We start from the raw sequence: 26119 nt of genomic DNA, 5'->3' as shown, positions 1-26119 counted from the left end.
TTAAGTTTTAATTATCAGGAATCTATTTTTGCATATTTGGCATTTTTCTCAATAAAATCCCTTCTTGGTGCTACCTCATCTCCCATCAACATAGAGAAAAGATGGTCTGCTTCCGCGGCAGAATCAATGGTAACCTGTTTCAAAGTCCTGGTATTGGGATCCATTGTAGTTGTCCATAATTGCTCAGGATTCATTTCTCCAAGTCCTTTGTATCGCTGAAGATTTATACTGTCTTCTTTGCCTTCTCCAACCATTTCTCTTGCCAGTAATTTCCTTTCTTCTTCATTATAGGCATATCTTTCATCTTTACCTTTCTTCAGCAAGTAAAGCGGCGGTTGCGCGATATAGACATATCCACTTTCGATCAACAATCTCATATATCTGAAAAACAAAGTCAATATCAAGGTTCTGATATGTGAACCATCAATATCAGCATCTGTCATGATGATGATCTTATGATATCTCAAATGGGAAAGATCAAGCTCTTTGTCGTCATTGACTGTACCAAATTTTACTCCTAGGGCAGTCAGTATGTTTTTGATTTCGTCATTGTCATAAATCTTGTGCTCATGCGCTTTTTCCACATTAAGGATTTTTCCTTTTAAGGGCAAAATAGCCTGAAACTCCCTGTCTCTACCCTGCTTGGCAGATCCTCCGGCAGAATCACCTTCGACGAGATACAGTTCACAGACAGTCGGATCGGAATTGGCACAATCAGCAAGCTTGCCTGGCAGACCACCGCCACCTAAAATATTTTTTCGCTGAACCATTTCCCGGGCTTTCCTTGCAGCATGCCTTGCCTGTGCAGCTAGTATCACCTTTCCTACGATGGTCTTGGCCTCCTTAGGATGTTCTTCCAACCAAATCTGTAAAACTTCTGATACCGAACTATCTACCGCCCCCACTACATCTGAGTTTCCCAATTTGGTCTTTGTCTGTCCTTCGAATTGCGGTTCTTGCACTTTGACTGAAATCACGGCTGTCAATCCTTCACGGAAATCATCCCCGGAAACCTCCAACTTCAATTTGTCCAACATTCCTGATTTGTCAGCATAGCTTTTAAGTGTCCTTGTCAAAGCCCTTCTAAATCCGGAAACATGGGTTCCCCCTTCGTGCGTATTGATGGTATTGACATAGGAAACTACATTTTCTGAATAAGATGAATTGTAATTCATAGCTACCTGAACGGGTACGCCATTCTTTTCAGATTCTATATAAATGGGGTATTCTATGATTTTTTCTTTATTTTCATCCAGATATTGAACGAATTCAACCAAACCTCCCTCCGAATAAAACTCATCCGATCTCGGAGTACCGTCTTCATCCAATTCCCTTAAATCGGTCAAAAAGATTCTGATTCCTGCATTAAGAAATGACATTTCTCTCATCCTTGTAGCAATGGTTTCATATTTGAACTCTGTGATGGCGAAAATACTCGCATCAGGCTGAAAATGAATTACCGTTCCCCGCTTATCGGTGGTGCCGATTTCTCTGACAGGATATTGGGGAACTCCTATATGATATTCCTGTTCGTAGACCTTACCCTTTCTGTAAACAGTAGCCTTAAGCATAGTGGAAAGCGCGTTCACACAGGAAACACCCACTCCGTGAAGACCTCCTGATACTTTGTAAGTATCTTTATCAAACTTACCTCCAGCATGAAGAACAGTCATAACTACCTCAAGAGCTGATTTTTTCTCTTTGAGGTGCATATCTGTTGGAATGCCTCGACCATTGTCTTCAACGGTAACTGAATTGTCCTCATTGATAGTGACCTTAATGGTATCACAATGACCTGCCAACGCCTCATCTATAGAGTTATCTACAACCTCCCAAATTAAATGATGTAATCCTTTGACCCCAATATCGCCAATATACATGGCAGGTCTTTTTCTGACTGCTTCTAATCCTTCTAAAACCTGAATATTACCAGCTGAATAATCTTCCTGGTTTCCTTCTATTTGCTTGTTCATAATTTGTTTAAAATGCCTTTCTTATCTTCAAAAGAGATATTTTCAACTTTCTTCTAAAGTGTAAAAATAGACAAAAAAATTGAGAGCGCATACCTTAATTCCACCTTTAAAAGATGCTTGTCAAATCATTTTATATCTATTTGGATAAATGTCTTTAAAGCAGTAAAATATATTGAGTTGGTTCCAATACAAAAAATATTCTAATTTTTTTGATACACAATTTACAATTAGTGGTACCTGCTAATCAGTTATTTATATACAATTGTTTAATATTTTGTCCATTTACTTAAACAAATCTTGTTCTGTTGGTCTTATGTAGTTGAGGTCTCACCCGAATAAAATTTTAAAAATCCATTATAAACTAAAATTCTTAATCTATGAATGCCATCTTAACAGCAGATTTGATTGGTTTAGACAAACTGATCAATAGTGACCCCGTAGCCATTACCTTCTTCATTGGGTACATGGCAATGTTTGCTTCCGCAGTTTTTTTCTTTGTTGAAAGAAGCTCTGTAAGTGATAAATGGAAAACTTCTTTACTGGTTTCCGGTCTTATCACAGGAATTGCGGCAGTACATTATTATTATATGAGAGATTTCTACCTTCAAACAGGTCAAAGTCCAACAGCATTCAGGTATGTTGATTGGACATTAACTGTTCCTTTGATGTGTGTGGAATTCTATTTATTGACAAAACCATTTGGTGCAAAAACCAGTACGCTTACCAAGCTTATTCTTGCTTCTTTATTGATGTTGATTACCGGTTATATCGGTGAAACATCAGGTATAGACAATAACATTATGTGGGGGATTTTCTCAACAGTTGGTTATTTGTATATCGTATATGAAGTGTTTGCCGGTGATGTAGCCAAATTAGCTAAAGGTTCAAATAGTCCTGCTCTCAATAGAGCGATGTTTTTATTGAAAATATTTATCACCTTGGGTTGGTCAATTTATCCAATAGGATACATGGTCCTTCCAGGAAATTTATTGTCAGGAGCATTTGAAGTTAGTAGTATTGATTTATTTTACAACCTAGCTGATGCGATCAACAAAATCGGATTTGGTTTGGTAATTTATTCTGTGGCCATTTCGGAAACAGCCAAGGCCAAAAAAACCCAATTAGCTTAAAAAATCATGGGACTTCACTGCACACAGTGAAGTCCTTTTTTTTCCCAACCCAAAAGCCAATGGATACATACGATTATATTGTTACAGGTCTTGGATGTTCAGGATTAAGTTTGGTTTATTATCTACTCGACAGTCACTTAAGAGATAAGAAAATTTTGCTTATTGACAATTCCTCCAAAACCGAAAATGATAGAACGTGGTGTTATTGGGCTGAAAAACCACTGGATATCCATCCAAAAAATACCCCTTTGATTTTTTGGGATTCAGTTAGAATTACTGATTCCAATAATTCAGTTTCATCGAAACTTCAAAATTTGAATTATTACCATATCAAATCTTCGGATTTTTATTTGGAAGTTTTAGAAAAGATCAAATTGTTCCCAAATGTTTCTTTTTTAGAAGACAGGGTTTTGAATATTGAAGGGGCTGAACAAGGTCCTGTAACTGTTTCAACTTTGAATTCAGGTGACTTTAGGTCTACTGTTTTGTTCAATAGCATACCATTCACCTCTCCATTGAAAAATATACCCGTTCTAAAACAGGTATTTGTTGGATGGAAAATTTCCTGCGAAAAAAACTGTTTTAATCCCAAGGCAGTTTCCCTCATGCATTTTGTCTCTGATCAGAAAAATAAAACGGATTTTTTTTACACACTTCCATACAATGAGAATGAGGCCCTTGTTGAATATACGCTTTACACCAAAGAAGAGATAGATCTGCCAAATATGGAAGCGCAATTAAGGGATTACCTTCAAAATGAGCTTAAAATCAATGAATATGTGGTCACTTTTAAAGAGTCGGGCACTATTCCTATGACAACTTTAGAAGTACCTTCAAGTCAGTATTCCAATATCATCCACTTAGGGACATTGGCCGGTTGTTCCAAGCCATCTACAGGTTATACCTTTTATGATATTCAAAAACATTGCAAGTCTATAGTCAAAGAATTGACAACCACCGGAAAAGTGAATTCAAGAAAATGGGATAGGAAAAGAGGATTTAAATTTTATGACAACATCATTTTAAATATTGCTGTCAAATGGCCCAACGCATTGCCTAGCATTTTCAGCAAAATGTTTGAAAACAATAGGGCAAATGTGGTGCTGAAATTTTTAAGTGAAGAAACCAGTTTATGGGAAGAGATCGGGATTCTTTCAAGATTGAAGTTTGCCATTTTCATCAAATCTCTTTTGAGTTATGAAAAACATTGAGATAATTGGAAAGATTTTTGGATTAAGTTTAGGTTTAACTTATTTATTATTTTTTCAGGGAAACGAATTATATGAGTGGATTTGCTTCATCTCGATCTTGATTTTAGTTGGAATTCCACATGGAGCGATTGACCATCTTTTGCTCAGCCCGGAAATCAATAAAGAAAAACTTTTTAAGTTCATTGTCAAGTACCTGGCGATTATCGTGGTTTACTTGGCAGTTTGGATGATTTTTCCTAAATGGGCACTTTTCGCATTTATTTTAATGTCTGCTTACCACTTTGGGCAAAGTCATTTCATTAAATTTAGAATAAAAAAATTTGAAAGGTTAACTTATCTTTCTTTGGGTCTGTTTTTTTTAAGCACTATTCTTTGGGGAGACTTTGAATATACCACATCCATTTTATCAAATATTATTGAGGTGAGTTTCCTCGAAAATTATGGATTTCTGTTTATCCTTTTAACCTTTTCCTTTTCAACAATTCTCATTTTAATCAATCTTCAAAAAGAGGCTTTTGGGCTATTGTTGGAATCCATGTGCTTGGGCATTTTACTCTATTACTTACCTCTGCTTCTTGGTTTTATTATCTATTTTGGGTTTTGGCATTCCCTTCCAAGCATGAAAGAAGAATTTGAAGCATTAGAAAATTATTTAAAAGTGGATAAGCTTAAAGGGTTCATAAAGAAGCTTTTACCATTTACATTGATAAGTTTAACAGGAATATCTGTGATCTTGATTATATTTTCCAAAATGATGAACCCGGACCAATTGACATTGCTGTTTTTTGTCCTGGTTTCATTAATCTCAGCGCCTCATATTTGGTATATGAATATGTTTTTGGACACAAGAAAAGGTTAATATTGTCCGGTACTTAAGAGAACAAGATTACAGGCAGGCCAAACATCTATATTATTTTTCTTTGCCAATTCCATAAGGTCCGGATTTTCAGTTCCCGGATTAAAAATAATCCTTTTAGGCTTCAGAGAAAGAATATAATCATAGTATTCAACCTGATTTGCTGTACCAATATATAAGGTTACCGTGTGGACATCTTCTACGTGTGGTTTTTGTCGTATATCCAATATTTCCTTTCCAAACAATTCCCCTTTTTTTAGCCCAATGGGGACAAAATCAAGGTTTCTTTCTGAAAACATCTGAGCTGCAAAGTATGAATATCTTCCTGGATTTGTTGAAGCACCAAGGATTACTGTTTTAATATCTCTGTTTTTCATCTACTTCCAAACACCCTATCTCTTTCAAACGTTTCCATATGCCGATGCTTCTTACTTTCATAGATATGGGCAATCGTAATCATAATACCTGTTTCTTCCACTGCTCCAAATTCGTCGTTCAATGCTGTCCCGAAGGTTTTCATTGTCGGGGACAGATTCATGTAGGTATTGATCAAAGGTGGGATATTTTCTTTTGCAGCACGTATTTTTGAATTCAGCAATTTATACCCTTCTTTATAATCCAACTTCTCCAATTCCGTTTTAAACCCTGAAATATCAGTTTCATAAGTTAAAGTTAAATGCTTGTGAGGGACAACAAGAGATTCATTATCAGGAAAATAATGATGCATAAAACAAAGTAACATATCCCTTGCTTCTCTGTCATAATGCGGATACATGGTTACTTTTCCAAAAAGGTACTTTACTTCGGGGTTTAACATCACGATTGCACCTAAGCCATCCCAAAGATTATCCAAAGAAAAAAGCCCTTTCCTGTTATCTATACTTGGCTGATATTTTGGTTGTACAAATGACCGGCCCAATTCAATAGTATAGGGTATATAATTAGTCAAAAAATCTTTGGAAAACTCAAATAAATGTGCCGTAGACAAATTAATATGTCCATTTTCATCGATCTTGGCATTTTTACAATGTATCAATCTATAACCAGCCACAATCTCTTTATCCTCAGGATTCCAGGTAATCAATTGCTGATAGCAATTTTCATTGGTGTCATTCTCATCGATGTCCAAAGCCAAACCTGTTCCGCCCCCCGCTGACCTAAATGTCAATTCCCTAAGTCTTCCAATTTCTCTGATCACATTTGGGGAATTATGAAAATCAACCAGATAAATATGGTTGTCACCATTATTGGCATACCTAAGAAACCTCTCGGAATTAAGTTCTTTCTCTACTAAATCTTTGTCTACAGGAGGTATAATTTCTTGCATAATATTATTTTAAGGCCATTTGGTAAACCAGACTTTTAACCTCCTCAGCCCATTCTATTTCACTTTTCAATTTATCAAAATACTTGTAAGAAATAGGTTTTCCTACATGTATGACAACTTTTTTTCCTTTTTGGGAAAACATTTCATCTGAAAGATAAAACATTTCTAAATTCACCTTGACGCCCAGCATTTTACGTATTTTAGCAAAATTATAAAAGAAATCTGAGTTTCTACCTTCAATATAAACAGGCACAATATCCTTTTTATATTTTTTGGATTTGCTTATAAAACTCTTTTTCCACTCTAGGTCCATTATTCCTTTGGCTTGTTTCCGGGAAACCAAGCCTGCTGGAAAGACGAGTATTGCATTGTCACTTGCATAAGTTTCTTCTATCAATTTCGTAACCTCTCTACTGTTAGATCCCAACTTGTTGACTGGAATGAACATAGGTTCAAAGTTTTTGATATTGGTAAGTATATCGTTGACCAAAACCCTTAAATCAGTTCTGTATTTACCCAATGCATACATAAATGCTATCCCATCCATTCCGCCAAGTGGATGGTTTGCTGCGAAAATTACAGAACGGTCCAAGGGAATATTTTCTGCACCTTTCAGACTTACTTCCACTCCAAACTCTTCAATCAGTGAATTTACAAAATCAATTCCTTGGAGGTGACCTATTTTGGCCATGATTTGATTGACCTCATTTTCATGAACTATCCTTTTGATATAACCCAAAACAAATCCCGGCACCCACTTATAAAAAGTGGCACTTTTGCCCTTGATTATTTTTTCAATATCAACAAATTTCTGTGTTCCTTTCACTTTTGAATTTTGATTTAAATAAATCCTAGCTACAGTTTCTTTCAATTTTCTGATTATCAAATCAGTTACTGATTAAAGAAATCCATTCAGTTTCCTGATTTTGCTATTAATGCAATTATTCGTTTTTAAAAATACAAATTTTAAATTGTGGATCATTAGTGTCCGAGAAACGATTTTAAAATAAGGGTAGATTCAATTGCTTGAACCTACCCTGTTTTGTGTACTTTGTGTTTACGACAACATAAATTACGCATGGGTAAAAATACACATTTCTTCGGACAGCCGATTTTTTCACAGCTACTTTCTTTTATTGATAAATCAGTTTTGTCTCAGGTCAAGTCCAAACATCAATCAGACAGATACTACAAGAAATTTGATACCTGGCAGCATTTAGTGACAATGCTTTTCTGTTCTTTGAGTGGAGCAACATCCTTAAGAGAGCTTTCTACGGGTCTTTTGGCTTGGCAAAATAAACTGATTCATATTGGAATTAAGACTTCTCCAAAACGATCTACAATATCCGATGGTAACAGTAAAAGGCCCAGTGTAGTGTTCAGAGATATTTACATGGGCCTTTTTGAAAAACACCGTCATATTTTACCGGACAGCCGGCTTAACATGGAGGTGATCAAAAAGCTGTTTATTGTTGATTCCACCGTCATAAGCCTGTTTAAAGATATCCTCAGGGTCGCAGGCAGACCAAGAAAAGACGGGAAGAGTAAAGGTGGCATCAAAGCCCACGTGATGATACATGCAGCAGAACTGATGCCCTGTCTGATAAGGTTTACAGAAGGGGTTCGACATGACCACACGTTTCTAAAGCACCTCAATGTGCCTGAAGGTTCTTACATTGTTATGGATAAGGGCTATACAGACTATCTGCAATATGCCCAATGGAGTGACAGGGGTATATTTTTTATTACAAGAATGAAGGATAATGCTGTTTATGAAAGTATAGATGACATTGATCTGCCCGACGATAAAGACCAGGAAATCATTAAAGATGAAACAATAACGCTGGAATACACGGCAAACGGTAATAAAGAGACTTTAAAACTTCGCAGAGTGGTTCTCTGGGATGATACTAAATCCAAGATCATGGTGTTTTTGACCAACAGTTTTGAGCAAGAAGCCGCTACAATAGCAGGAATCTATAAGTACAGATGGCAAATTGAACTCCTGTTTAAGAAACTGAAGCAAAACTTCCCTCTCAAATATTTTCTTGGAGATAACCAGAATGCGATTGAAATACAGATTTGGTGTTCACTTATCTCTCTTCTACTGATGGAAGTTGTCCGAAAGACTATTAAAAGAAAGTGGGCATTCTCAAATATGGTGGCTTTGGTCAGGTTTCATATGGTCAGCTATGTTCATCTAATCAACTTCCTTAATGATCCCGAAAAAGAGTTAAAAGAAAGCATAAAAAACCAAGGTCAAACCTCGCTGTTCCCAACGTAGGGGCTTACTTTTCAATCCAAACAGAAAAAGTGCTTATATTTATTCAATTCAAACTATTTTCACTAGTGGCCGACTTTAGTCGGACACTAGTGATTGTGGATAAAGAAAATTTTTAATTTACAAAATATTATTTTATTGAATTCTTTAAATCTCATAAAGTTCTTCAGGGATTTTAAAAGGATATTCTTCAAATTATTCTATAATTTTTCAAATCAACTACAATTCTCTCCCTGCTAGCATGATCATGAATAACTTTTTCTTCTTTGTCAGAGAATTTTTGGCAAAACAAAACCTAATGTATAATTATAAGGTTAGAAAAATAAAAATCCTATGAACCTAGCTATAACAGGCCCCACTTCCGGCATTGGAGCCGAAACATTTAAAGCACTTACAAAAGACTTTGATAAATTGTTGATTTTGGCAAGAAATCTTGACAAGGCCAAAGATCTGATTCAATCTTTGGATTCAAATATCCGTACCAAGGCAGTTTTTGTTCCATTAGATCTGGCTGATATGAATTCTATCGTCAAATCAATTGCCTTGATAGAGAAGGAAGTCGAACACCTTGATGTCCTTATTAACAATGCCGGTGGGATATTTCAGAATAAGGAAATTACCAAAGATGGATTTGAATTGACATTTTCTGCAAACCACCTTGGACATTTTCTGCTCACTCATCATTTAATTCCATTGTTGCTCAAATCCAAATCTCCAAAAGTAATCAATGTGAGTTCAGAGGCCCACCGAGCTGCAAAACCCAACTTCAATGATGTTCAATATGAAAATGGGAATTACAGTTCATTCAATGCCTACGCTAATGCGAAGTTATTTAACATACTGTTTACAAAATCTCTTGTTGACAGATATAGTAGTAAGGGTTTGAGCTCCTTTGCCCTTCATCCAGGTGTTGTGAAATCGAATTTTGGAATGGAAACATCGGGAGTATTTAAGTTTTTGTGGAAACTGGCAACTCCTTTTATGGTAACTCCCAAAGAAGGTGCAAAAACAAGTATCTATCTGGCAAAAAACAAAATTGACAAATCTTATAATGGCTACTATTTCAAAAATAGTAAGCCCAATACACCTTCGACTACTGCAAGATCAAAGAAAATGCAGGAGAGACTATGGCAGGAAAGTGAAAGGTTGTTGAATAAGTGGCTATAGGATTTGATTCCATTAGCCACTTATTAATACCCATTAAATTTCTCTGTTTAGATCGAATTTATAATTCATCCCAATTCCAGTCCTCATTGATTTGGCTGATGGCATGATGGGCTGTGAGGTCGTATTGGCAAGGTACAATAGAAACAAAATTGTTGGCAATAGCCCACTCATCATTATCTTCCCCTTTATCAAAATTTACAAAATTACCGGCCATCCAAAAGTACTTTCTTCCATTGGGATCAAATCTTTCTGAAAATTCCTCCTGCCATTTTGCATGGGCCTGACGGCATATTTTAATTCCTCTTATGGATTCATTTCTTTTTGGTGGGAAATTGACATTGAGTGCTACTCCTTTCGCAATTCCATTTTCCAGTACTTGCTTGGAAATTTTATACACATATTCCTCAACATGGCTGAATTCGGCTTTTGAAGAATAGTCACACAAACTAAAACCAATAGATGGCAGGCCTTCCAATGCCCCTTCAATTGCTGCTGACATGGTCCCTGAATACAAAACGGAAATTGAAGTATTACTTCCGTGATTGATACCACTGACCACAAGATCCGGTTGACGGTCTTTAAGCACGTAATGCTTGGCAAGTTTAACGCAGTCTGCCGGTGTTCCACTGGATTTAAATGCCTGTACGTCCGGGAAAATGTCTTCCTCGTAAAGTCTAAGTGTTTCACCTATTGTAATAGCATGGCCCATCCCAGATTGTGGACTATCGGGAGCGACTACCACCACGTCCCCTAATTGTTTCATCACATTTACCAAGACCCTGATGCCCTTAGAGGTAATACCGTCGTCATTAGAAACCAAAATCAATGGCTTTTTTTTCATAAAAATTATTTGATTTGATTATAATAAGCTGTTATGCGAAGCAGGTCACCTCTTTTGTCATGAGAAAGTCGGTTTTTTCGCATAAACAATTCGACTTCATCAGAGCGATCAGCAAAAACATCCAAAAGTTCTTTTTTCTTCTGAGTGTACCTTTGGATTTGACCTCCCTTAAGAAAGTAGTAATTGAAAGCAAGCCTATAAGCCCCGCCGAATTGTGGACCCCATAAAGGATTCATTGCCATTGGGCCATACATGCCCATATTTCTGTTGTCCGTTGTAATATATTCTCTGCACAATAGAATGATATCTTCTCCTTCAGTCAGGATTTCAAAGAAAATAGGGGTTTCATAATCCCCTGTTAAGGAATATGGTAGGGAATAAAAATTTCGTATGCCACCATATTGCTCATCAAAAATCTCAAATTCCAGAACATTTGAAGCCCCAAAAGTCTCTATACCATTTTGTTGGATTTGAACGATATTGCTCTCTAAATCATATTTGACCAACCCTTGATAAACCTGTCCGCTCGGTGTTACAATTTGGCCTTTGTGCCATACTTGTGAAGGGAATTGACCATTTTGGGAAAAAGATTCCAAGTTGAATAAAAATATGAAAAAGGCTATTAGCTGTATTTTTTTCATATTGTTGTTTTTTTTTAAATTCAATAACGGATACTGATTGGAATTGGTTGATCCTATTTTTAATTGAATAACATTTTTCTGTCCGAAAATCTTTTGGATGATTATTTAAGATTTTTAAGAATGGTATGTCCCATTTTATCCCTTTTTGTAGAAAGGTATTTTTCATTATGGGGATTTGGAGCAATCTCAATTGGGATTTGTTCCACAATTTCAAGTCCATAACCCAAAAGACCTACTCTTTTAGTCGGATTGTTTGAGATCAGCCTTATCTTACTCACTCCAAGATCCCGGAGTATTTGTGCCCCTACCCCATAATCTCTCTTATCCATAGGTAATCCTAAAGCAATATTGGCCTGAACGGTATCCATTCCCTGTTCCTGTAATTTATAGGCTTTAAGCTTGTTGAGCAAGCCAATACCTCTTCCTTCCTGATTCATATACAAGACAACTCCCCTACCTTCTTTTTCTACCATTTGCATTGCAGTATGCAGTTGAGGTCCACAGTCACATCTACAGCTGCCAAATATATCACCCGTAACACAAGAAGAATGCACTCTTACCATTACTTCATCATTGATATCCCATTTCCCTTTTATTAAAGCCAAATGAATATCTTCCGTATTGGTTTGACGAAATGCTATCAAATCAAAATCACCCCAAGTAGTAGGTAACTCAACCCCAATCTCCCTTTTGATGAGGCTTTCTTTTTTTAACCTATAAGCAATTAAATCTTTAATTGAAACCAGTTTGAGATCGAATCTTTTGGCTACTTCCACAAGGTCAGGGAGCCTCGCCATAGTACCGTCTTCATTCATGATTTCTACCAATACACCTGCTGGAGACAATCCCGCTAGCCTTGCAAAATCAATGGCTGCCTCCGTGTGGCCAGCACGTCTTAAAACTCCGCCTCGTTTTGCTTTTAGGGGAAAAATATGGCCCGGTTTACCCAGTTCATCCGGGTGAATGGAATCATCTACCAGAGCTTTGATGGTTTTGGCCCTGTCACTTGCAGAAATTCCTGTCGTACAGCCATGACCGATCAAATCAACCGAAACTGTAAAGGGTGTTTCAAAAGTTGCAGTATTATTCCCTACCATCAACTGAAGCCCCAATTGATCACACCTATCTTCAATCAATGGCGCACAAATCAAACCTCTGCCATGAGTCGCCATAAAATTCACTATTTCCGGCGTGACTTTCTCTGCAGCACAAACAAAATCGCCTTCATTCTCCCTATCCTCGTCATCTACAACAATGATTACTTCACCGTTTTTTATGGCTTCTATAGCTTCTTCTATAGTGTTAAGATCAATATTTTTTGACATAATTTATTTCTGAATCCATTTATATATGGCCAAAATTACAACCCTTTGGTTTACAAAACAGGAATTTGCCAATTAAAGTTTGGGTCAATAACTAACGACTATTCCCAGTTGCTTATCTATTTCAACTTGAAATTTTTTCAATTCCATGTAAATCTTCAGCCTTTCGGAGACAGATTCGATTCCGAGTTTTTGATCTTCAGCTTCTTTGATTTTATACTTTGCTTCCTGCAACAGCTTTTTAATCACCCGCTTCTTTAAATGTAAAACACTGTCATAAATGGTTTTGGCCAAGTCATCTGCTTCATGGTAGGTAAAAATCTGATGCCTGCTTTCCCAGAGAGTGGAAAGCTCATATTTGCGTGTGATCATGGAAATTATTTCTTTTTTCACCTCTTGATCTTCAGTGCTCATAAAAAAATCAGGCTGAGGCATAAACCCACCAGACAATGCGGTTTGGTACAGTTGCAGAATCTTTTTAAACACCGGAGTTTCAAAGCTTAACTCAGCTGTTTCTTGCAACATATATTCACAAGCGGATGTTTTTTCAGAAACCATTTCAAAACCATAAGTAACTAATAGCCGCATCATTTCCCTTTCCTGAATGTAAATCAGTGAACTATCCGGCAAAGCAGTCTCCTTAGTTGGTAGAATATCCTCTATTTTTGTTTCTACAGAGTTCTCTCTTTGATCCTTAAAAAATTTATCCTTTTCTCCTTTGATGAAAATCTTATTCAGCTCAGTTAAAATAATATCCTCATCAATATCCAATAAAGATGCAGATTGTCGTACATAAACTGTACGGATGATAGGATCAGGAATTTTTGATAAGCTACTGACTATCTGTTTAATAAGATCAGCTTGTTTAATAGGGTCTTTACCAGCTTCATCAGCATACAGTCCAATTTTGAATGCTATAAAATCCTGCGCTTTCTCAATCAGATAATCTGAAAATTCTTTTGAGCCTACCTTTCTGGAATAGCTGTCAGGATCTTCGCCCTGAGGAAAAACTACAGCTTTAACATTCAGTCCACCCTCCAAAATCATATCAATTCCACGAAGAGAGGCTTTGATTCCTGCAGCATCTCCATCGAAGAGAACGGTCACATTATCTGTAAACCTTTTTATGAGCTTGATCTGATTTTCAGTTAGAGAAGTTCCGGATGAAGCCACCACGTTTTCTATTCCTGCCAAATGCATGGAAATTACGTCAGTATATCCCTCTACAAGATAACAGTTGTCTTTTTCCCGGATTGATTTTTTTGCCTGAAAAATACCGTATAATGTATCACCTTTATGATACACCTCGGTTTCCGGAGAATTGATATATTTTGGCTGTTTTTTATCCTGGGTTAAAATCCTTGCGCCGAATCCGATAGGCTTACCACCTAAATTATGGATTGTAAAAGTAACCCTGCCCCTAAATCTATCATAAAGCCTCTTTTCATCCCCTTCTTTTTGTAAAATCAACCCGGCCTTTAGCAATAACTCTTCGGAATGTCCGGCTTGTTTTCCGGCTTTCAAAAGATTATCCCAACCGTCAAGAGCATATCCCAAATCAAATTTATCAATAATGGATTGGTTGAATCCTCTTTCCTTAAAATAACTGAGACCAATGGCACGCCCTTCCTCAGTAGTGAGATTATTGCGAAAAAAATCCTTGGCAAAATTCAATATAATATATAGACTTTCCCGCTCATTATAAGCCTGAATAGCCTCAGGGGATTCTTGCTTTTCTTCCTCAATTTCAATTCCGTATTTCTGGGCCAAATGTCTGATAGCTTCATTGAATCCAATGCCCTCAATATCCATAACAAACTGAATGGGATCTCCCGCTTTTCCACAGCCAAAACATTTGTAAATCTGTTTGGCCGGAGAAACAGAAAAAGATGGTGTGCTTTCATTATGAAAAGGACAACAGGCCCAAAGGTTTTGGCCTTTCTTTTTAAGTGGCACGTAGTCATTGACTACATCTTCTATATCTGCTCTTTCTTTGACTTTCTCGGTGGTGCTTCTATTGATCACTTTTTTGAGTATTGGGAATCCAAAGATAAAAAGTATTCCTGCAAATATTGGGTATAATAGATTCTGAAACTTTTTGCCTCGGTAGAAAGTTGAACAATAGCGGAAATATCAATCATTAAACAACAATCTTTTTCCATTTAGAATAATTATAAACTAATTTGCAGTGGAATTCAAAAATTACCAATGACATTAACAGAAGAAAATATATTAAAAGCTTTATCCAGAGTAGAAGATCCTGACCTCAAAAAAGACTTGGTCACACTTGGGATGATTCAAAATCTTGAGATCAAAGACAGGGAAATAAGCTTTAAGGTCGTTTTGACTACACCCGCATGTCCGCTGAAAGAGGTTATAAAAAACAATTGCATCGAAGTTCTGAAAGAAGATTTTGGAAAAAACATTGAGTTGGATATTACAATGACTTCCAATGTAACCAGTAGCAGGTCCAATACCCCTTTGCTTACGAATGTAAAGAATATCATTGCGATAGCTTCGGGTAAAGGAGGCGTAGGTAAATCCACAACAGCAACAAACCTAGCGGTGGCATTATCCAAAATGGGTGCAAAAGTTGGACTTATAGATGCGGATATTTCTGGCCCCTCCATTCCTATGATGTTCAATGTTGAGGCAGAGCAACCAAGTATCAAGCAGGTAGATGGTAAAAATATTATTATTCCGGTCGAACAATATGGAGTCAAATTAATGTCCATAGGTTTTTTAACTCCCGCGGATTCTGCAGTAGTCTGGAGAGGTCCAATGGCAAGTTCTGCTTTAAAACAATTTATCGGAGATGTGGATTGGGGTGAGTTGGATTACCTGTTGATTGATTTACCCCCGGGAACATCCGATATCCACTTGACCATGGTTCAAACGGTACCTGTAACAGGTGTTGTAATTGTAACTACTCCACAAAAAGTAGCCTTGGGAGATGCTACCAAGGGTTTAACCATGTTCAGGCAACCTCAAATAAATGTGCCTGTTTTAGGAGTTATTGAAAATATGGCTTACTTTACCCCGGAAGAATTGCCTGATAGTAAATATTTTTTATTTGGTAAAGAAGGCGGAAAAAGGTTAGCAGAAAGGTTTGATGTGCCTTTTTTGGGCGAAATACCAATAGTTCAAAGTATCCGCGAAAGTGGGGACAGTGGTTTTCCTGCCTTTTTTAAATCCGGCATTACTGAAAATGCGTATACCTCTTTGGCTGAATCAGTGGCAAGACAGATTGCTATCAGAAATGCGGAAAAAAATAAAACTCAAATTGTACAAATTAATTGATAAATAGAAATGGGGTCTACAATGATTGATAAAGTAGAATTGGCACTTGATAGTATAAGGCCGTATTTGGAAGCTGATGGCGGAAATGTAAAGATTGTTGAAATAACCGAAGACATGGTAGTAAGGTTAGAATTGACCGGAACCTGTAGTTCCTGCCCTATGTCCACCATGACCTTAAAGGCAGGAGTTGAAGAGGCCATAAAAAGAGCAATACCCGAAATCACCAAAGTTGAAGCAGTCAATGTAGTAATCGCCTAATAAATAAGGAATGAATAATAGAGGTTATATTTCAGGAACTGGATATTTTCTTTTCCTGTTTTTTGTTTTTGCCGGCCAGTTTTCTCATTCCCAGAATTTTTTTGGAAAAACCTACCAACATCAGCATGATGAAAAATGTGGAACTGTCATCTTTGAAAAGATGCAGGAGGAGAAATTGGGGATCAGGGGAAGTAAAGAATATTTTGAATCCTGGATGAAAAGTAGCCTTGAGGAAAAAAGAAAACGTCCTCAGGCTTTTCAGAGAAAACAGAACGAAGTCAGGTTAATTCCGGTAGTAGTTCATGTGATTCATAATGGAACCAGCATAGGTCAGGGGGCCAATATCCCCCTATCCCAAATCGAAGCGCAAATCAGGATAATGAATGAAGATTTCCGAAGGCAGAATGCAGATAGAAATCTTACATCTGAAGAATTCCTTCCATTTGCTGCGGATGCCAATATTGAATTTGTTCTTGCCAAACAAGATCAAAGAGGTTTTCCTACAGACGGAATCAACAGAGTAGTGGGACCTAAAACCAGTTACAGCCCGAATGACCTCCTGCAGGTAGGTTCAATATCTTTTTGGCCACCGGAAGAATATTTTAATATTTGGGTTTTGCCATTTACCTCACCCTTTTTGGGAATAGCCTCCCCTCCTGTTTCAAGCTTACCGGGATGGTCAAATAATCCATGGCCTAGAGAAATAGATGGGATTTGGGTTGATTATCGATATTTTGGAGAAGGCGGAAATGCAGTTTCCGGATCAAAAGGAAGGACAGCAACCCATGAAGCCGGACATTTTTTTGGATTGAGACATATATGGGGTGACGGTGGTTGTGAAGTAGATGATTTTGTAGCCGATACCCCCCTTCAGAACGGTTCTAACACCGTATGTCGAATCAATAATCCAAGATTTACATGTGATTCAAAGGATATGAACGAGAATTACATGGATTATACAGCTGATGCATGTATGAATATTTTCACCTTAGGACAGGTAGAAAGAATGGACGTGGTATTGGAAGAAAGTCCTAGAAGGGCATCTTTGGTTAACGGAAGAGCGACTTTTGTACCTGTTTTAAGTCCCAATGACCTTGGTATAGAGAGAACCTTGAATCCTCAGAATTTCATATGTGATCTGAATGTTATTCCTCAATTTGAAATATTGAATTTTGGAAGCAATAGAGTTACTTCTGTTTCAATGGAAATAAAAAACAACGGGACTTTACTTCAATCAAGAACATTTTCTATTGATATAAATAGTGGCGAGTCTGAAATTGTTTTGTTTGACCCGATAACTTTAAATCCGATTGGAAATAATTTTGAAGCCGAAATTGTTCTGGTTAATGGTGAAATGGACCCAAATCCAAATAACAATACCTTTTCTTCGACTCCAGTTATACAGCCATCAGTAGTCTTGCCATATACATTTGATTTTAATCAGTTTGATCAAATTTGGGAAATACAAAATCCAGATGAAAGCTTTACTTGGGAAGAAACAGAATTGACGATTGATGGATCAAGACAAAAGGCTTTGTTTATACGGAATTTTGAATACGAAGCACCTGGAGAACAGGATTACCTGATTTCTCCACAATTTGATTTAACCGATATAAGTAATCCACAACTTACCTTTAACCTATCCTATGGCCCATATAATGCCGAAGGATTTGGTGACTTTTTGTTGATCGCAGTTTCGACTGATTGTGGAAACACCTTTGATTTGGTAAGTGCCCCCTATGATAAAGATGTTGATTTTCTTCAAACTTCCCCTCCGATTGCGGATGAATTTATTCCTAATTCACAATCTCAGTTTAGAAGAGAAGTTGTAAACCTGAGCGCATACGCCGGACAATCCAATGTCAGAATTGCTTTTGTTGCTGTTAACGGTTTCGGAAACAATGTTTATCTCAAGGATATTGAAATTTTAAGTGAAGAGAAATTCCTATACAGTGTTGTGATTTCGGAATTGGTTACCCCCTCTCCCATTGCCAATAATGCTCATGAAAGTGAAAATATTTCCATGACAAATACCGGTAATCTGCCCATTTCAGGTTTTATATTCAATCGAATCAGAAATGGATCCTCCCAAAATTTTATTGCAAGAGGAACTGATTTGTTACCAGGGGAAACAACAAATATTTCTTTGCCTAAATCAACTAATTTGGGATTAAATAAATTGGATTATACTTTAACTTATCCCAGTTTTGATCAAAATCCCAGAGGAGTTATTAACCTGGTCAGGTATGTTTATCTGGATGCAGAACTCGATAGATCTCCTTGGAGAAATAAGTTTGACGATTCTTCTTCACTTAGTCCATGGATAAGTATCAATCCAGAAGAAAATTCCGAAGCATGGTTTATTGAATCCCTTCAAACCGGCAATGTGGGATCCGGTGTTATAAAATTGGAGACGACTCTCAGAAACAATAGTTATTGGCTGGGAACTCCAATATTTGCATTAAACAAAAGCAGGCAGGCCAGTGTGTTTTTTGATAGGGCCGCAGGTGTTCTTAGTCCCAATACTGTATTGAAAGTTTATGCGAGTAGTAATGCCGGGGTCTCCTATACAGAAGTCTTCAGAAAAACAGGTGCCGAAATTACTACTGTTCAGGCCGCTGAAGCCAATCCTAACAACAGATCTGAATATGTTCGCGACTTTGTTAACCTAACAGATTTTGCAGGACCTAACAGAACCCAAACAAGGTTGGCATTTGTAATAGAAAATGGAGATGAGAATAATGGCCCCATATATTTGGACAATATAGAACTGTTTCTTTCAGCAAATGCAGAACCTGTGGATCCAGGTTTGGGAAATACAGTTTTATACCCAAATCCAGCAAATGATTTCTTTAACCTGGTGTTCAATCTAGAATCCTATGAGAATGTGAATATTCAGATATATTCTTCTACCGGAGCACTTGTACATGATGTGAATTATCCCAATACTTTAAACCAAACCTATACCTTTACAACCCAACAGTTTTCAAAGGGTCTGTTTATTGTAAAAATAACAAGCAGCACAATAACTGCTACAAAAAAATTATTCATCAATTAGGAAATAACAATCCCGGGAAATTTATGGAACAGCCTCATTGGTGGCTTGAAAATCACCTTTAGGCTGTTTTTTTATTAATCCCAAATCATGAATTTTGTTCTTCAAAAAACAAATATAATTTTACCTTTATACGTTAGTTTACTTAAGACAATCACTCCATGGGGAATTTTAAGACATCATTGAAAAAAATCACCGTACATATTGCACTGATAATAGGTATTGTGTTTTTATTAACAGTCTTATTTCTGAAAATTTATCTTCCTTCATATACAAATCATGGACAATCTGTTACTGTTCCTGACTTGGAAGGATTTGAATACAGTGAACTTCAATCGTACTTATCAGCAAGAGACTTGAATTTTGAAGTTACCTTGGATAGTGGATTCAATGCAGAGCTTAAGCCTCTCACTGTTTTAAAGCAGATCCCAAATCCCGGAAGTACAGTCAAAAGTGGCAGAAAAATTTATGTCACATTGAATTCTAAAAATGCGCCTTTAATAAAAATGCCTAACCTTGTAAACAGTCTCTTGAAAAATGCCCAGGAAATTCTCGGGAACATAGGCTTGATAAGGGGTGAGATTATTTATGTGCCCGATATAGGAATCAATGTGGTTTTGGAACAAAAATACAGAGGAAGAAATATTCCGGAAGGATTTGAGGTTCCGAAAGGCTCTCAGATTGATCTTGTCGTAGGTGATGGATTGGGTAATCAGATTCTGGAAGTTCCCAATATCATAGGTTTGGATAATATCGATGCGGAGTTTTTGATCATAGGTTCAGGACTTAGAATGGGAAATATCAATTATGTGGAAACGGATACTGTTCCTGAAGGAACAATCGTAAAACAAATTCCTCCCGCCGGAGCAACTGTCAAAACAGGTGAACCAATTGATTTGTGGATTTCCGAAATCAATAGAAGACTAAATGATTAATAGATGAATTCCCGTAATTCCATAATTAGGCTAAGTTTGCTTATTGTATTGATCTCAGTACATGGAATAGGATACGCACAATTTTCCCAATTACCGACACCGGATTGGAAAAGTAAGGAATCAAATTTGACTTCTTACTCAATGAGAAAATTGGAAAACCCCCTACTTCTTCCTTTTTGGGATGATTTTTCAAAAATCGGTCTGGATTCGACTAAATGGATCAGTGAAGGGGCCACACAATCAAATACAATTGGAAATTCCGCCCCATCTTTGGGAGTTTTACTTCTTGATGGCGTAGACGAAAGAGGGATGCCTTATTCAAATGTTCAGTTTGAGCAAGGATTCACTGACAGAATTACCTCCCAACCGATAGATTTATCCAATATCCCTCCTATTGAATCAGAAACTGTTTATATCAGTTTCTTTTGGCAGGTGGGCGGAAAAGGGGAACTTCCTGATACAAATGATGAATTGAGTCTCCAATTTCTTGATCCCAATGGTCTTTGGATTACCGTTTGGGAAAAATCAGGAGGACTAACAGCCGAACAATTTTTCTTTACTCAGGAAATAATTCAAGTCGAACAACAATTCCATCATGATGCTTTTCAGTTTAGGTTTCAGATCGGCGGAAGGAGATCAGGCCCATTTGATAGTTGGATATTGGATTACGTCTTTTTGAACAAGAATAGAAATATTTCGGATTTAAACTTCGAAGACAGGGCCCTGACCAAGCTAAATGAAAGACCCCTTGGAAAATATACAGCTGTACCCTTGTTCATTCTTGAAAAGTTCCCGGAAGATCTTTGGAATAACACTCAAAATGAGTTCAAAAATTTAAGCAGCAACTTCAGGGCAATGGAATATTCATTTCAGTTGAGGGATAAAACCAGTCAGAATATCATTAAAGCAATTAATAGCAATACTCCCTTTAACCCTGTTCCGATTGCTCAGGAAAGACGGAGTTTTTCCAGTAATCCTTTTTCTGAAATACCCATTCCTGATGAAGAATCTGATTATGAACTTGTAAGTTATTTGGTAACGGGTGATGACTTCTTGACCATAAATGAAAATGGAGAAGATATCATTTACAATGAGGTAGATTTCAGAATAAACGATACTGTCAGGACTGTCTTACCTATTCGGGATTTTTTCGCCTATGATGACGGAAGCGTGGATTACTCCGCAGGAATCAATCAGCGCTCCGGTATGTTGGCAACAAGATATGAACTGGTAGAATCTGCTTTTCTCACCGGTATCAGTATTAATTTCACCAATTTTCTGCAAATTGGAAGTGTCATTGATCTAATGGTATGGAATGACCTAGAGGAAGAACCGATTTTTGTAAAAGAGGTTTTTATTCCTGAAAAAAGTACACTGAATGAGTTTTCATTTTTTGAGATAGATCAAAACATCCCTGTGAACGGCACTTTTTATATTGGGTTTTCCCAGTTTATCAGAGAATTTTTATTTGTGGGACTGGATAAGACATTCAATAATGGAGAAGAAATATTTTATAATGTTTCGGGTGTTTGGCAGCAAAACGAAACCGTTGAGGGTTCTTTGATGATGAGACCCCATGTATCGCCGACGGCTCCTTTTGAAAGTGAATCCGAATCACAATTGCATTTGAATGTTTATCCTAACCCCGTTTCTGATAAATTGTATATCGAAGGGGCCTTTGAGAATATAATTATTATTGACCCTTTGGGAAGAAATTTAAGTTTGCCTATGGAGGAAACTGATAACGGAAAAAGTATTAATTTTGGGGGCCTCCAAAAAGGAGTATACTTGATTAAAACATTCAATCAAAAAGATCAAAAATCAATTCGAATCTTAGTTAAATAATATATGGAAGATATAACTGTTTCAGAACTTAGAGAAAAAATTGAAAACAAAGAAGATTTTGTTTTCATAGATGTCCGCGAGGAATGGGAATATGAAGAAGATAACTTGGGAGCCTTAAATATTCCTTTGGGACAATTGCCCCATCAACTCGATGACTTTATGAAATTTAAAAATAAGGAAATTGTACTCCAATGTCGATCTGGTGCAAGAAGTGGAAATGCCAAGAAATTTATGGAAACCCAAGGGTTCAATAAAGTAAGAAACCTTCTTGGCGGAATTTTGGCCTACCGTGCTATGGAGGAAGAGGAAGATTAGAAAATTTGAAAAAAAATAATTTGAGCAGCATTTCAGTTTAGGAATTGCTGCTTTTTTTTTCAACATAAGTAAACATGGCCAATAATTTGACCTTAATCTTTTTTGGAAATCCTAAGGCTAGAATTCATTTTTGGTCAATTTGATTTCAAAATTGCTTGAGGCCCGAGGGATACTAAATAATTCAGCCATTCAGCTACAAAAAGAATCTTTTTCTTATTAAAGTATATTATTGATTGTCCTCCTCTATTCTTAAAGATTGTTATTTTTTTTGAATGGGTTAAATTTTACTTTATTATTGAGATAATTATACCACCAAAACTATGAAGAATAAAAAAACAATTCTTTGCCTATTGGCAGCTTTTGTTACCCTATCAGTTTCTGCTCAAAATGGCAAAAAGTCAATTGAAGCAAATTTCAATGATAGAGAGTCCATTTCCCATTTTAGGTATCTAGCATCTGATGAAATGAAGGGTAGAGATCCCATCCGTCCTGAAATAGATTTGGCAGCCAGATATATCGCTGAACAATTTTGGAAATATGGCGCAAAAGAGATCCCTGGTGCCAATGGCTATTACCAGGATATTCCATTTAGAATCTCCGGCCCTCCAACAGTGGGGAAGGTCTCTTTGGGCAACAATACATTCACTCAAGGCGACAATCTTTTGGTTCTTGATGGTCCTTCATTCGCAGGTAATTTTGAATTGGTTGTTGTTGGATATGGATTGGAGGAGGATTACAAAGATAAAGATGTGAAAGGTAAGGTAGTTGTCACCAATGTTGGAGCCCCAAACAGATTGAGCCCGGCAGACCTTTTCAGTTCTGGAAGAGAAAAAATAAAATTAGCCCAATCAAAAGGTGCTGTGGCCCTGATTGAGATGTACAATGTACCAACAGTACCTTGGAATCTAGTTGCTAATTTCCTTAACAGAACCCAGCTTACCGTTGATAATACAGAAGGAAAGGAAAGCCTACCATATATATGGTTACGAGATCTGAATAACGAACATATTAATGTTATTGGAAACGGGGAGATTAAAAATGCCAATATAATTGTTGAGGGTAAAATAAACCGAAGCGTTACAGGAAAAAATGTAGTGGCTTTTATTGAAGGAACAGACCCAAAGCTGAAAAATGAGTATGTCATGCTTTCGGCACATTATGACCATGTGGGTGTTGGCACCCCTAATGCTGAAGGAGACTCTATATATAATGGAGCCAGAGATAATGCAGGAGGAACTGTGGCAGTTATAAATGCAGCCAGGCATTTTGCCAAAAACCCTCCTAAGCGTTCCATCTTGCTTTGTGCTTGGACAGCTGAGGAAAAGGGTTTATTGGGTTCAGCCTATTTTGCTGAAAATCCATTAATTCCACTAAAGCAAATCATTTACAACCTCAATATCGATAATGGCGGATATAATGATACTTCTTTGGTAACAGTTATAGGATTGGGAAGAACCAGTGTAGATCCCCTTCTGGAAAAGGCCGCAGCAGAGTTTGGACTCAAAGCCATTGCAGACCCTGCACCGGAACAAAACCTTTATGACAGGTCTGACAATGTCAGCTTTGCCAGGAAAGGGATTCCTGCTCCTACATATAGTATGGGTTTTACCGCATTTGATGAAAATATCACCAGACATTACCATCAACCATCCGATCAAGTGGATAATTTTGATTTGGATTATGTTTTATTGTATTGGAAATCCTATGTTCTTGCTGCTGAAAATATCGCCAATTGGAATGAAAGACCTGTATGGAAAAGCGGTGATAAATACGAGGCCATTGGCAAAGAACTTTATGGAATCAAATAGATTAGGAAAATCCTAACGGAAAAACATCTTTCCTGTTCATTAAGTCAATTTAAAACTCAATAAGTCGTTTCCCTTTAATTCCTGCTTTAAGGTAGTTAAGGGAACCGATATCAGTATATGGATTTCAATTCTATTAATTATTAAAATATTTTTTAAAAAAAATTTTAAGTGCTGGAATTCAACGTCCAGCACTTATTTTTTTCTAGATTATTTCAAAAAACATTGTTTAAATGATTTAAAGGCACTTTTTAACAGTTTTTAATCTCTTGGATTTCAAATCTAAAAAACACTTTATAACCATAAAAATCCTTTTGAAATAAAATAAAACGCATTTCAAAAAATTATTTTTAATTTTTATTTGGATATGAAATACATTTTGCTCTATATTTACAGCATAATAATGTATTTGTCTACTCATAACAGCAATACATTTTTAAAAACTCTAAACAATATCGAATCTGCAAACCAGATTCATCACCCTAAACAAAAATGTTATGAAAACGACTTTAAAGATTTCCGGACTTACCATTGCAGTTATACTCTTTGCAATGACTTTTGCTTTCAGCCAACAATTACCACAATTCAGCCAGTACATTTTTAATGGACTTCACATCAACCCGGCATATGCAGGATATAAAAATGAAGGTTATGTTCAAAGTACTTACAGAAGCCAATGGGTGGGATTTGAAGGCGCACCTACAACGTTTACAGTTACAGCAGACCTAAGCGCAAATGAAGGTTTGATGGGATTTGGAGCTTCTGTAATGTCAGACAAAATTGGCCCTACAAGCACAACTACAGGTTTGATTACCTATGCATACAGAATCCAAACAGGAAGAGAATCATTCTTTTCTTTGGGTGCCAGCGCGGGAGTTTCACAATATGTGATCGATGGAGACATGCTGAAACCTCTACATCAAAATGATGGCAACATTCCAACTGGAATTCAGAATATGATGACACCGAATATGAACCTTGGATTGTTTTTCCATAGCAATAAATTCTATGCCGGATTAAGTGCTTATAACTTAATAGGAAAGGCTGCCTTGGAAAGAGAAGATGTAGCTCTAGCTTTTCATGATGTACATTTTTATCTGACAGCGGGAGTAATGATACCGGTCACTGACAATATCCAGTTCAAACCATCCTTTTTGGTAAAAGAAGTTAAAGGTTCGCCAACCAATTACGATATCAATGGAATGCTACTCTTTATGGACAGACTTTGGTTAGGTGCTTCTTATAGATCAAACGTCAATATCTGGAATGAGAATTTGGAAGCTTCCAGCCCAACATTAAGCAATAGAAATGCTGTAGCTTTTATCACCGAATTCTTTGCTACTCCAAACCTGAGAATTGGATATGCATATGACCAAAATCTGAATGTTCTCCAGGACATGAGAACAAATTCCCACGAAATTTCTCTTGGTTATTACCTTTCTGCAAGAAAAGTAAACATGAAGAATCCAAGATATTTCTAAAAGATACAACTCTTCAATTATTGATTGGATAAAAAGATTTATCCAATCTCCCCATCAAAGTCCGGGGAATCCCGGACCACATGAGAAACGCAGATTCAAGCGGATATCATAAAAGAGATTTTTTAAGTTTAGAGTCTATAAATTCAAAAGGCTGCCTGGGGTGATTCACCTTACTAGGCAGCTTTTTTTTGTCTAAGAAGTTTTTTGTTGTTTACTTGAATTCCTGGATTTTATATCCAAAACGAAATCCAACTGTTAATTTAGTGAATGTGAAATAGCAATAAAAAAGCAAATTAAAATCAATTTTATGCTTTGTACATTAAAAGTTTTTTTTTGTAAAATAAAAGTCAAAATTTTGAAGAACCCAATAAAGGCT

The 26119-nt window shown here is 36.8% G+C and carries 21 protein-coding genes; 13 read left to right on the top strand and 8 right to left on the bottom strand.

What is annotated here, in order from left to right:
- Positions 1-14 precede the first annotated feature (14 nt).
- Positions 15-1973: a DNA topoisomerase (ATP-hydrolyzing) subunit B gene (gyrB, locus tag B9A52_RS17800; protein ID WP_084121739.1), complete on the bottom strand. Its 1959-nt coding sequence runs from the start codon at positions 1971-1973 to the stop codon at positions 15-17.
- A 377-nt stretch (positions 1974-2350) separates the two neighbouring features.
- Here gyrB and B9A52_RS17795 point away from each other — a divergent pair, with 377 nt between their 5' ends.
- Genes B9A52_RS17795 through B9A52_RS17785 form a run of 3 tightly spaced genes read left to right on the top strand, consistent with a single transcriptional unit; the run spans position 2351 to position 5173 of the window.
- Positions 2351-3103, top strand: a complete 753-nt coding sequence (locus tag B9A52_RS17795; protein ID WP_084121738.1) for a bacteriorhodopsin-like — start codon at positions 2351-2353, stop codon at positions 3101-3103.
- 59 nt (positions 3104-3162) lie between these two features.
- Entirely contained in the window at positions 3163-4314 is a 1152-nt protein-coding gene (locus tag B9A52_RS17790; protein ID WP_084121737.1) for a lycopene cyclase family protein, read from the top strand.
- On the top strand, positions 4301-5173 hold the full coding sequence (locus B9A52_RS17785) for a Brp/Blh family beta-carotene 15,15'-dioxygenase (protein WP_084121736.1): 873 nt from the start codon (positions 4301-4303) through the stop codon (positions 5171-5173). The genes B9A52_RS17790 and B9A52_RS17785 overlap by 14 nt, the downstream gene beginning before the upstream one ends.
- Here the strand turns inward: B9A52_RS17785 and B9A52_RS17780 are convergent.
- The 3 genes from B9A52_RS17780 to B9A52_RS17770 are packed head-to-tail and all read right to left on the bottom strand — an operon-like array spanning position 5170 to position 7323.
- Positions 5170-5547, bottom strand: coding sequence for a CoA-binding protein (locus tag B9A52_RS17780; protein WP_084121735.1), 378 nt, complete (start codon positions 5545-5547; stop codon positions 5170-5172). The genes B9A52_RS17785 and B9A52_RS17780 overlap by 4 nt on opposite strands.
- Positions 5544-6497: a GNAT family N-acetyltransferase gene (locus B9A52_RS17775; protein WP_084121734.1), complete on the bottom strand. Its 954-nt coding sequence runs from the start codon at positions 6495-6497 to the stop codon at positions 5544-5546. Before B9A52_RS17775 ends, B9A52_RS17780 begins: the two co-directional genes overlap by 4 nt.
- 4 nt (positions 6498-6501) lie before the next feature.
- On the bottom strand, positions 6502-7323 hold the full coding sequence (locus B9A52_RS17770) for a 1-acyl-sn-glycerol-3-phosphate acyltransferase (protein WP_084123581.1): 822 nt from the start codon (positions 7321-7323) through the stop codon (positions 6502-6504).
- A gap of 252 nt (positions 7324-7575) precedes the next feature.
- Here B9A52_RS17770 and B9A52_RS17765 point away from each other — a divergent pair, with 252 nt between their 5' ends.
- Together B9A52_RS17765 and B9A52_RS17760 are read left to right on the top strand one after the other, a co-directional pair.
- Positions 7576-8781, top strand: coding sequence for an IS4 family transposase (locus B9A52_RS17765; protein ID WP_084121733.1), 1206 nt, complete (start codon positions 7576-7578; stop codon positions 8779-8781).
- 330 nt (positions 8782-9111) lie between these two features.
- Complete coding sequence (locus B9A52_RS17760) at positions 9112-9945, top strand: SDR family NAD(P)-dependent oxidoreductase (protein WP_084121732.1); 834 nt, start codon at positions 9112-9114, stop codon at positions 9943-9945.
- Between the two features lie 58 nt (positions 9946-10003).
- Here B9A52_RS17760 and surE read toward each other — a convergent pair whose 3' ends face one another.
- From surE to dnaG, 4 genes are all read right to left on the bottom strand, one after another.
- Positions 10004-10786, bottom strand: a complete 783-nt coding sequence (surE, locus tag B9A52_RS17755; protein ID WP_084121731.1) for a 5'/3'-nucleotidase SurE — start codon at positions 10784-10786, stop codon at positions 10004-10006.
- Between the two features lie 5 nt (positions 10787-10791).
- Positions 10792-11427 (bottom strand): hypothetical protein, encoded by a 636-nt coding sequence (locus B9A52_RS17750; protein WP_084121730.1) that lies wholly within the window; start codon positions 11425-11427, stop codon positions 10792-10794.
- Positions 11428-11528: 101 nt separating this feature from the next.
- Positions 11529-12752, bottom strand: a complete 1224-nt coding sequence (locus B9A52_RS17745; protein WP_084121729.1) for a bifunctional 3,4-dihydroxy-2-butanone-4-phosphate synthase/GTP cyclohydrolase II — start codon at positions 12750-12752, stop codon at positions 11529-11531.
- Positions 12753-12836: 84 nt separating this feature from the next.
- Positions 12837-14774: a DNA primase gene (gene dnaG, locus B9A52_RS17740; RefSeq protein WP_084121728.1), complete on the bottom strand. Its 1938-nt coding sequence runs from the start codon at positions 14772-14774 to the stop codon at positions 12837-12839.
- 183 nt (positions 14775-14957) lie between these two features.
- On the opposite strand from dnaG, the gene B9A52_RS17735 reads away from it, so the two are divergent.
- From B9A52_RS17735 to B9A52_RS17700, 8 genes are all read left to right on the top strand, one after another.
- A complete protein-coding gene (locus tag B9A52_RS17735; protein ID WP_084121727.1) occupies positions 14958-16049 on the top strand; it encodes an Mrp/NBP35 family ATP-binding protein in 1092 nt (363 codons plus the stop codon).
- 21 nt (positions 16050-16070) lie between these two features.
- On the top strand, positions 16071-16307 hold the full coding sequence (locus tag B9A52_RS17730; protein WP_394334859.1) for a NifU family protein: 237 nt from the start codon (positions 16071-16073) through the stop codon (positions 16305-16307).
- Positions 16308-16317: 10 nt separating this feature from the next.
- Positions 16318-19365: a T9SS-dependent choice-of-anchor J family protein gene (locus B9A52_RS17725; RefSeq protein ID WP_084121725.1), complete on the top strand. Its 3048-nt coding sequence runs from the start codon at positions 16318-16320 to the stop codon at positions 19363-19365.
- Between the two features lie 158 nt (positions 19366-19523).
- Positions 19524-20297, top strand: a complete 774-nt coding sequence (locus B9A52_RS17720) for a PASTA domain-containing protein (protein ID WP_084121724.1) — start codon at positions 19524-19526, stop codon at positions 20295-20297.
- Positions 20298-20438: 141 nt separating this feature from the next.
- Positions 20439-22142: a T9SS type A sorting domain-containing protein gene (locus B9A52_RS17715; protein ID WP_231955297.1), complete on the top strand. Its 1704-nt coding sequence runs from the start codon at positions 20439-20441 to the stop codon at positions 22140-22142.
- A 3-nt stretch (positions 22143-22145) separates the two neighbouring features.
- A complete protein-coding gene (locus B9A52_RS17710; protein WP_084121722.1) occupies positions 22146-22457 on the top strand; it encodes a rhodanese-like domain-containing protein in 312 nt (103 codons plus the stop codon).
- Positions 22458-22777: 320 nt separating this feature from the next.
- Entirely contained in the window at positions 22778-24265 is a 1488-nt protein-coding gene (locus B9A52_RS17705; RefSeq protein ID WP_084121721.1) for a M20/M25/M40 family metallo-hydrolase, read from the top strand.
- A gap of 494 nt (positions 24266-24759) precedes the next feature.
- Positions 24760-25743, top strand: a complete 984-nt coding sequence (locus B9A52_RS17700; RefSeq protein ID WP_084121720.1) for a PorP/SprF family type IX secretion system membrane protein — start codon at positions 24760-24762, stop codon at positions 25741-25743.
- Positions 25744-26119: the final 376 nt, after the last annotated feature.

Source organism: Aquiflexum balticum DSM 16537, from assembly GCF_900176595.1.
GTDB classification, from domain to species: domain Bacteria; phylum Bacteroidota; class Bacteroidia; order Cytophagales; family Cyclobacteriaceae; genus Aquiflexum; species Aquiflexum balticum.
The sequence above is the reverse complement of the archived record's forward strand: the minus strand, read 5'-3'. Positions and strand labels throughout refer to the sequence as shown.

Bases quoted from the DNA above. Each gene is read 5' to 3' on its own strand.
- gyrB (WP_084121739.1), bottom strand. From the start codon at position 1,973: ATGAACAAGCAAATAGAAGGAAACCAGGAAGATTATTCAGCTGGTAAT.
- B9A52_RS17795 (WP_084121738.1), top strand. From the start codon at position 2,351: ATGAATGCCATCTTAACAGCAGATTTGATTGGTTTAGACAAACTGATC.
- B9A52_RS17790 (WP_084121737.1), top strand. From the start codon at position 3,163: ATGGATACATACGATTATATTGTTACAGGTCTTGGATGTTCAGGATTA.
- B9A52_RS17785 (WP_084121736.1), top strand. From the start codon at position 4,301: ATGAAAAACATTGAGATAATTGGAAAGATTTTTGGATTAAGTTTAGGT.
- B9A52_RS17780 (WP_084121735.1), bottom strand. From the start codon at position 5,547: ATGAAAAACAGAGATATTAAAACAGTAATCCTTGGTGCTTCAACAAAT.
- B9A52_RS17775 (WP_084121734.1), bottom strand. From the start codon at position 6,497: ATGCAAGAAATTATACCTCCTGTAGACAAAGATTTAGTAGAGAAAGAA.
- B9A52_RS17765 (WP_084121733.1), top strand. From the start codon at position 7,576: ATGGGTAAAAATACACATTTCTTCGGACAGCCGATTTTTTCACAGCTA.
- B9A52_RS17760 (WP_084121732.1), top strand. From the start codon at position 9,112: ATGAACCTAGCTATAACAGGCCCCACTTCCGGCATTGGAGCCGAAACA.
- surE (WP_084121731.1), bottom strand. From the start codon at position 10,786: ATGAAAAAAAAGCCATTGATTTTGGTTTCTAATGACGACGGTATTACC.
- B9A52_RS17750 (WP_084121730.1), bottom strand. From the start codon at position 11,427: ATGAAAAAAATACAGCTAATAGCCTTTTTCATATTTTTATTCAACTTG.
- B9A52_RS17745 (WP_084121729.1), bottom strand. From the start codon at position 12,752: ATGTCAAAAAATATTGATCTTAACACTATAGAAGAAGCTATAGAAGCC.
- B9A52_RS17735 (WP_084121727.1), top strand. From the start codon at position 14,958: ATGACATTAACAGAAGAAAATATATTAAAAGCTTTATCCAGAGTAGAA.
- B9A52_RS17730 (WP_394334859.1), top strand. From the start codon at position 16,071: ATGATTGATAAAGTAGAATTGGCACTTGATAGTATAAGGCCGTATTTG.
- B9A52_RS17725 (WP_084121725.1), top strand. From the start codon at position 16,318: ATGAATAATAGAGGTTATATTTCAGGAACTGGATATTTTCTTTTCCTG.
- B9A52_RS17720 (WP_084121724.1), top strand. From the start codon at position 19,524: ATGGGGAATTTTAAGACATCATTGAAAAAAATCACCGTACATATTGCA.
- B9A52_RS17715 (WP_231955297.1), top strand. From the start codon at position 20,439: ATGAGAAAATTGGAAAACCCCCTACTTCTTCCTTTTTGGGATGATTTT.
- B9A52_RS17710 (WP_084121722.1), top strand. From the start codon at position 22,146: ATGGAAGATATAACTGTTTCAGAACTTAGAGAAAAAATTGAAAACAAA.
- B9A52_RS17705 (WP_084121721.1), top strand. From the start codon at position 22,778: ATGAAGAATAAAAAAACAATTCTTTGCCTATTGGCAGCTTTTGTTACC.
- B9A52_RS17700 (WP_084121720.1), top strand. From the start codon at position 24,760: ATGAAAACGACTTTAAAGATTTCCGGACTTACCATTGCAGTTATACTC.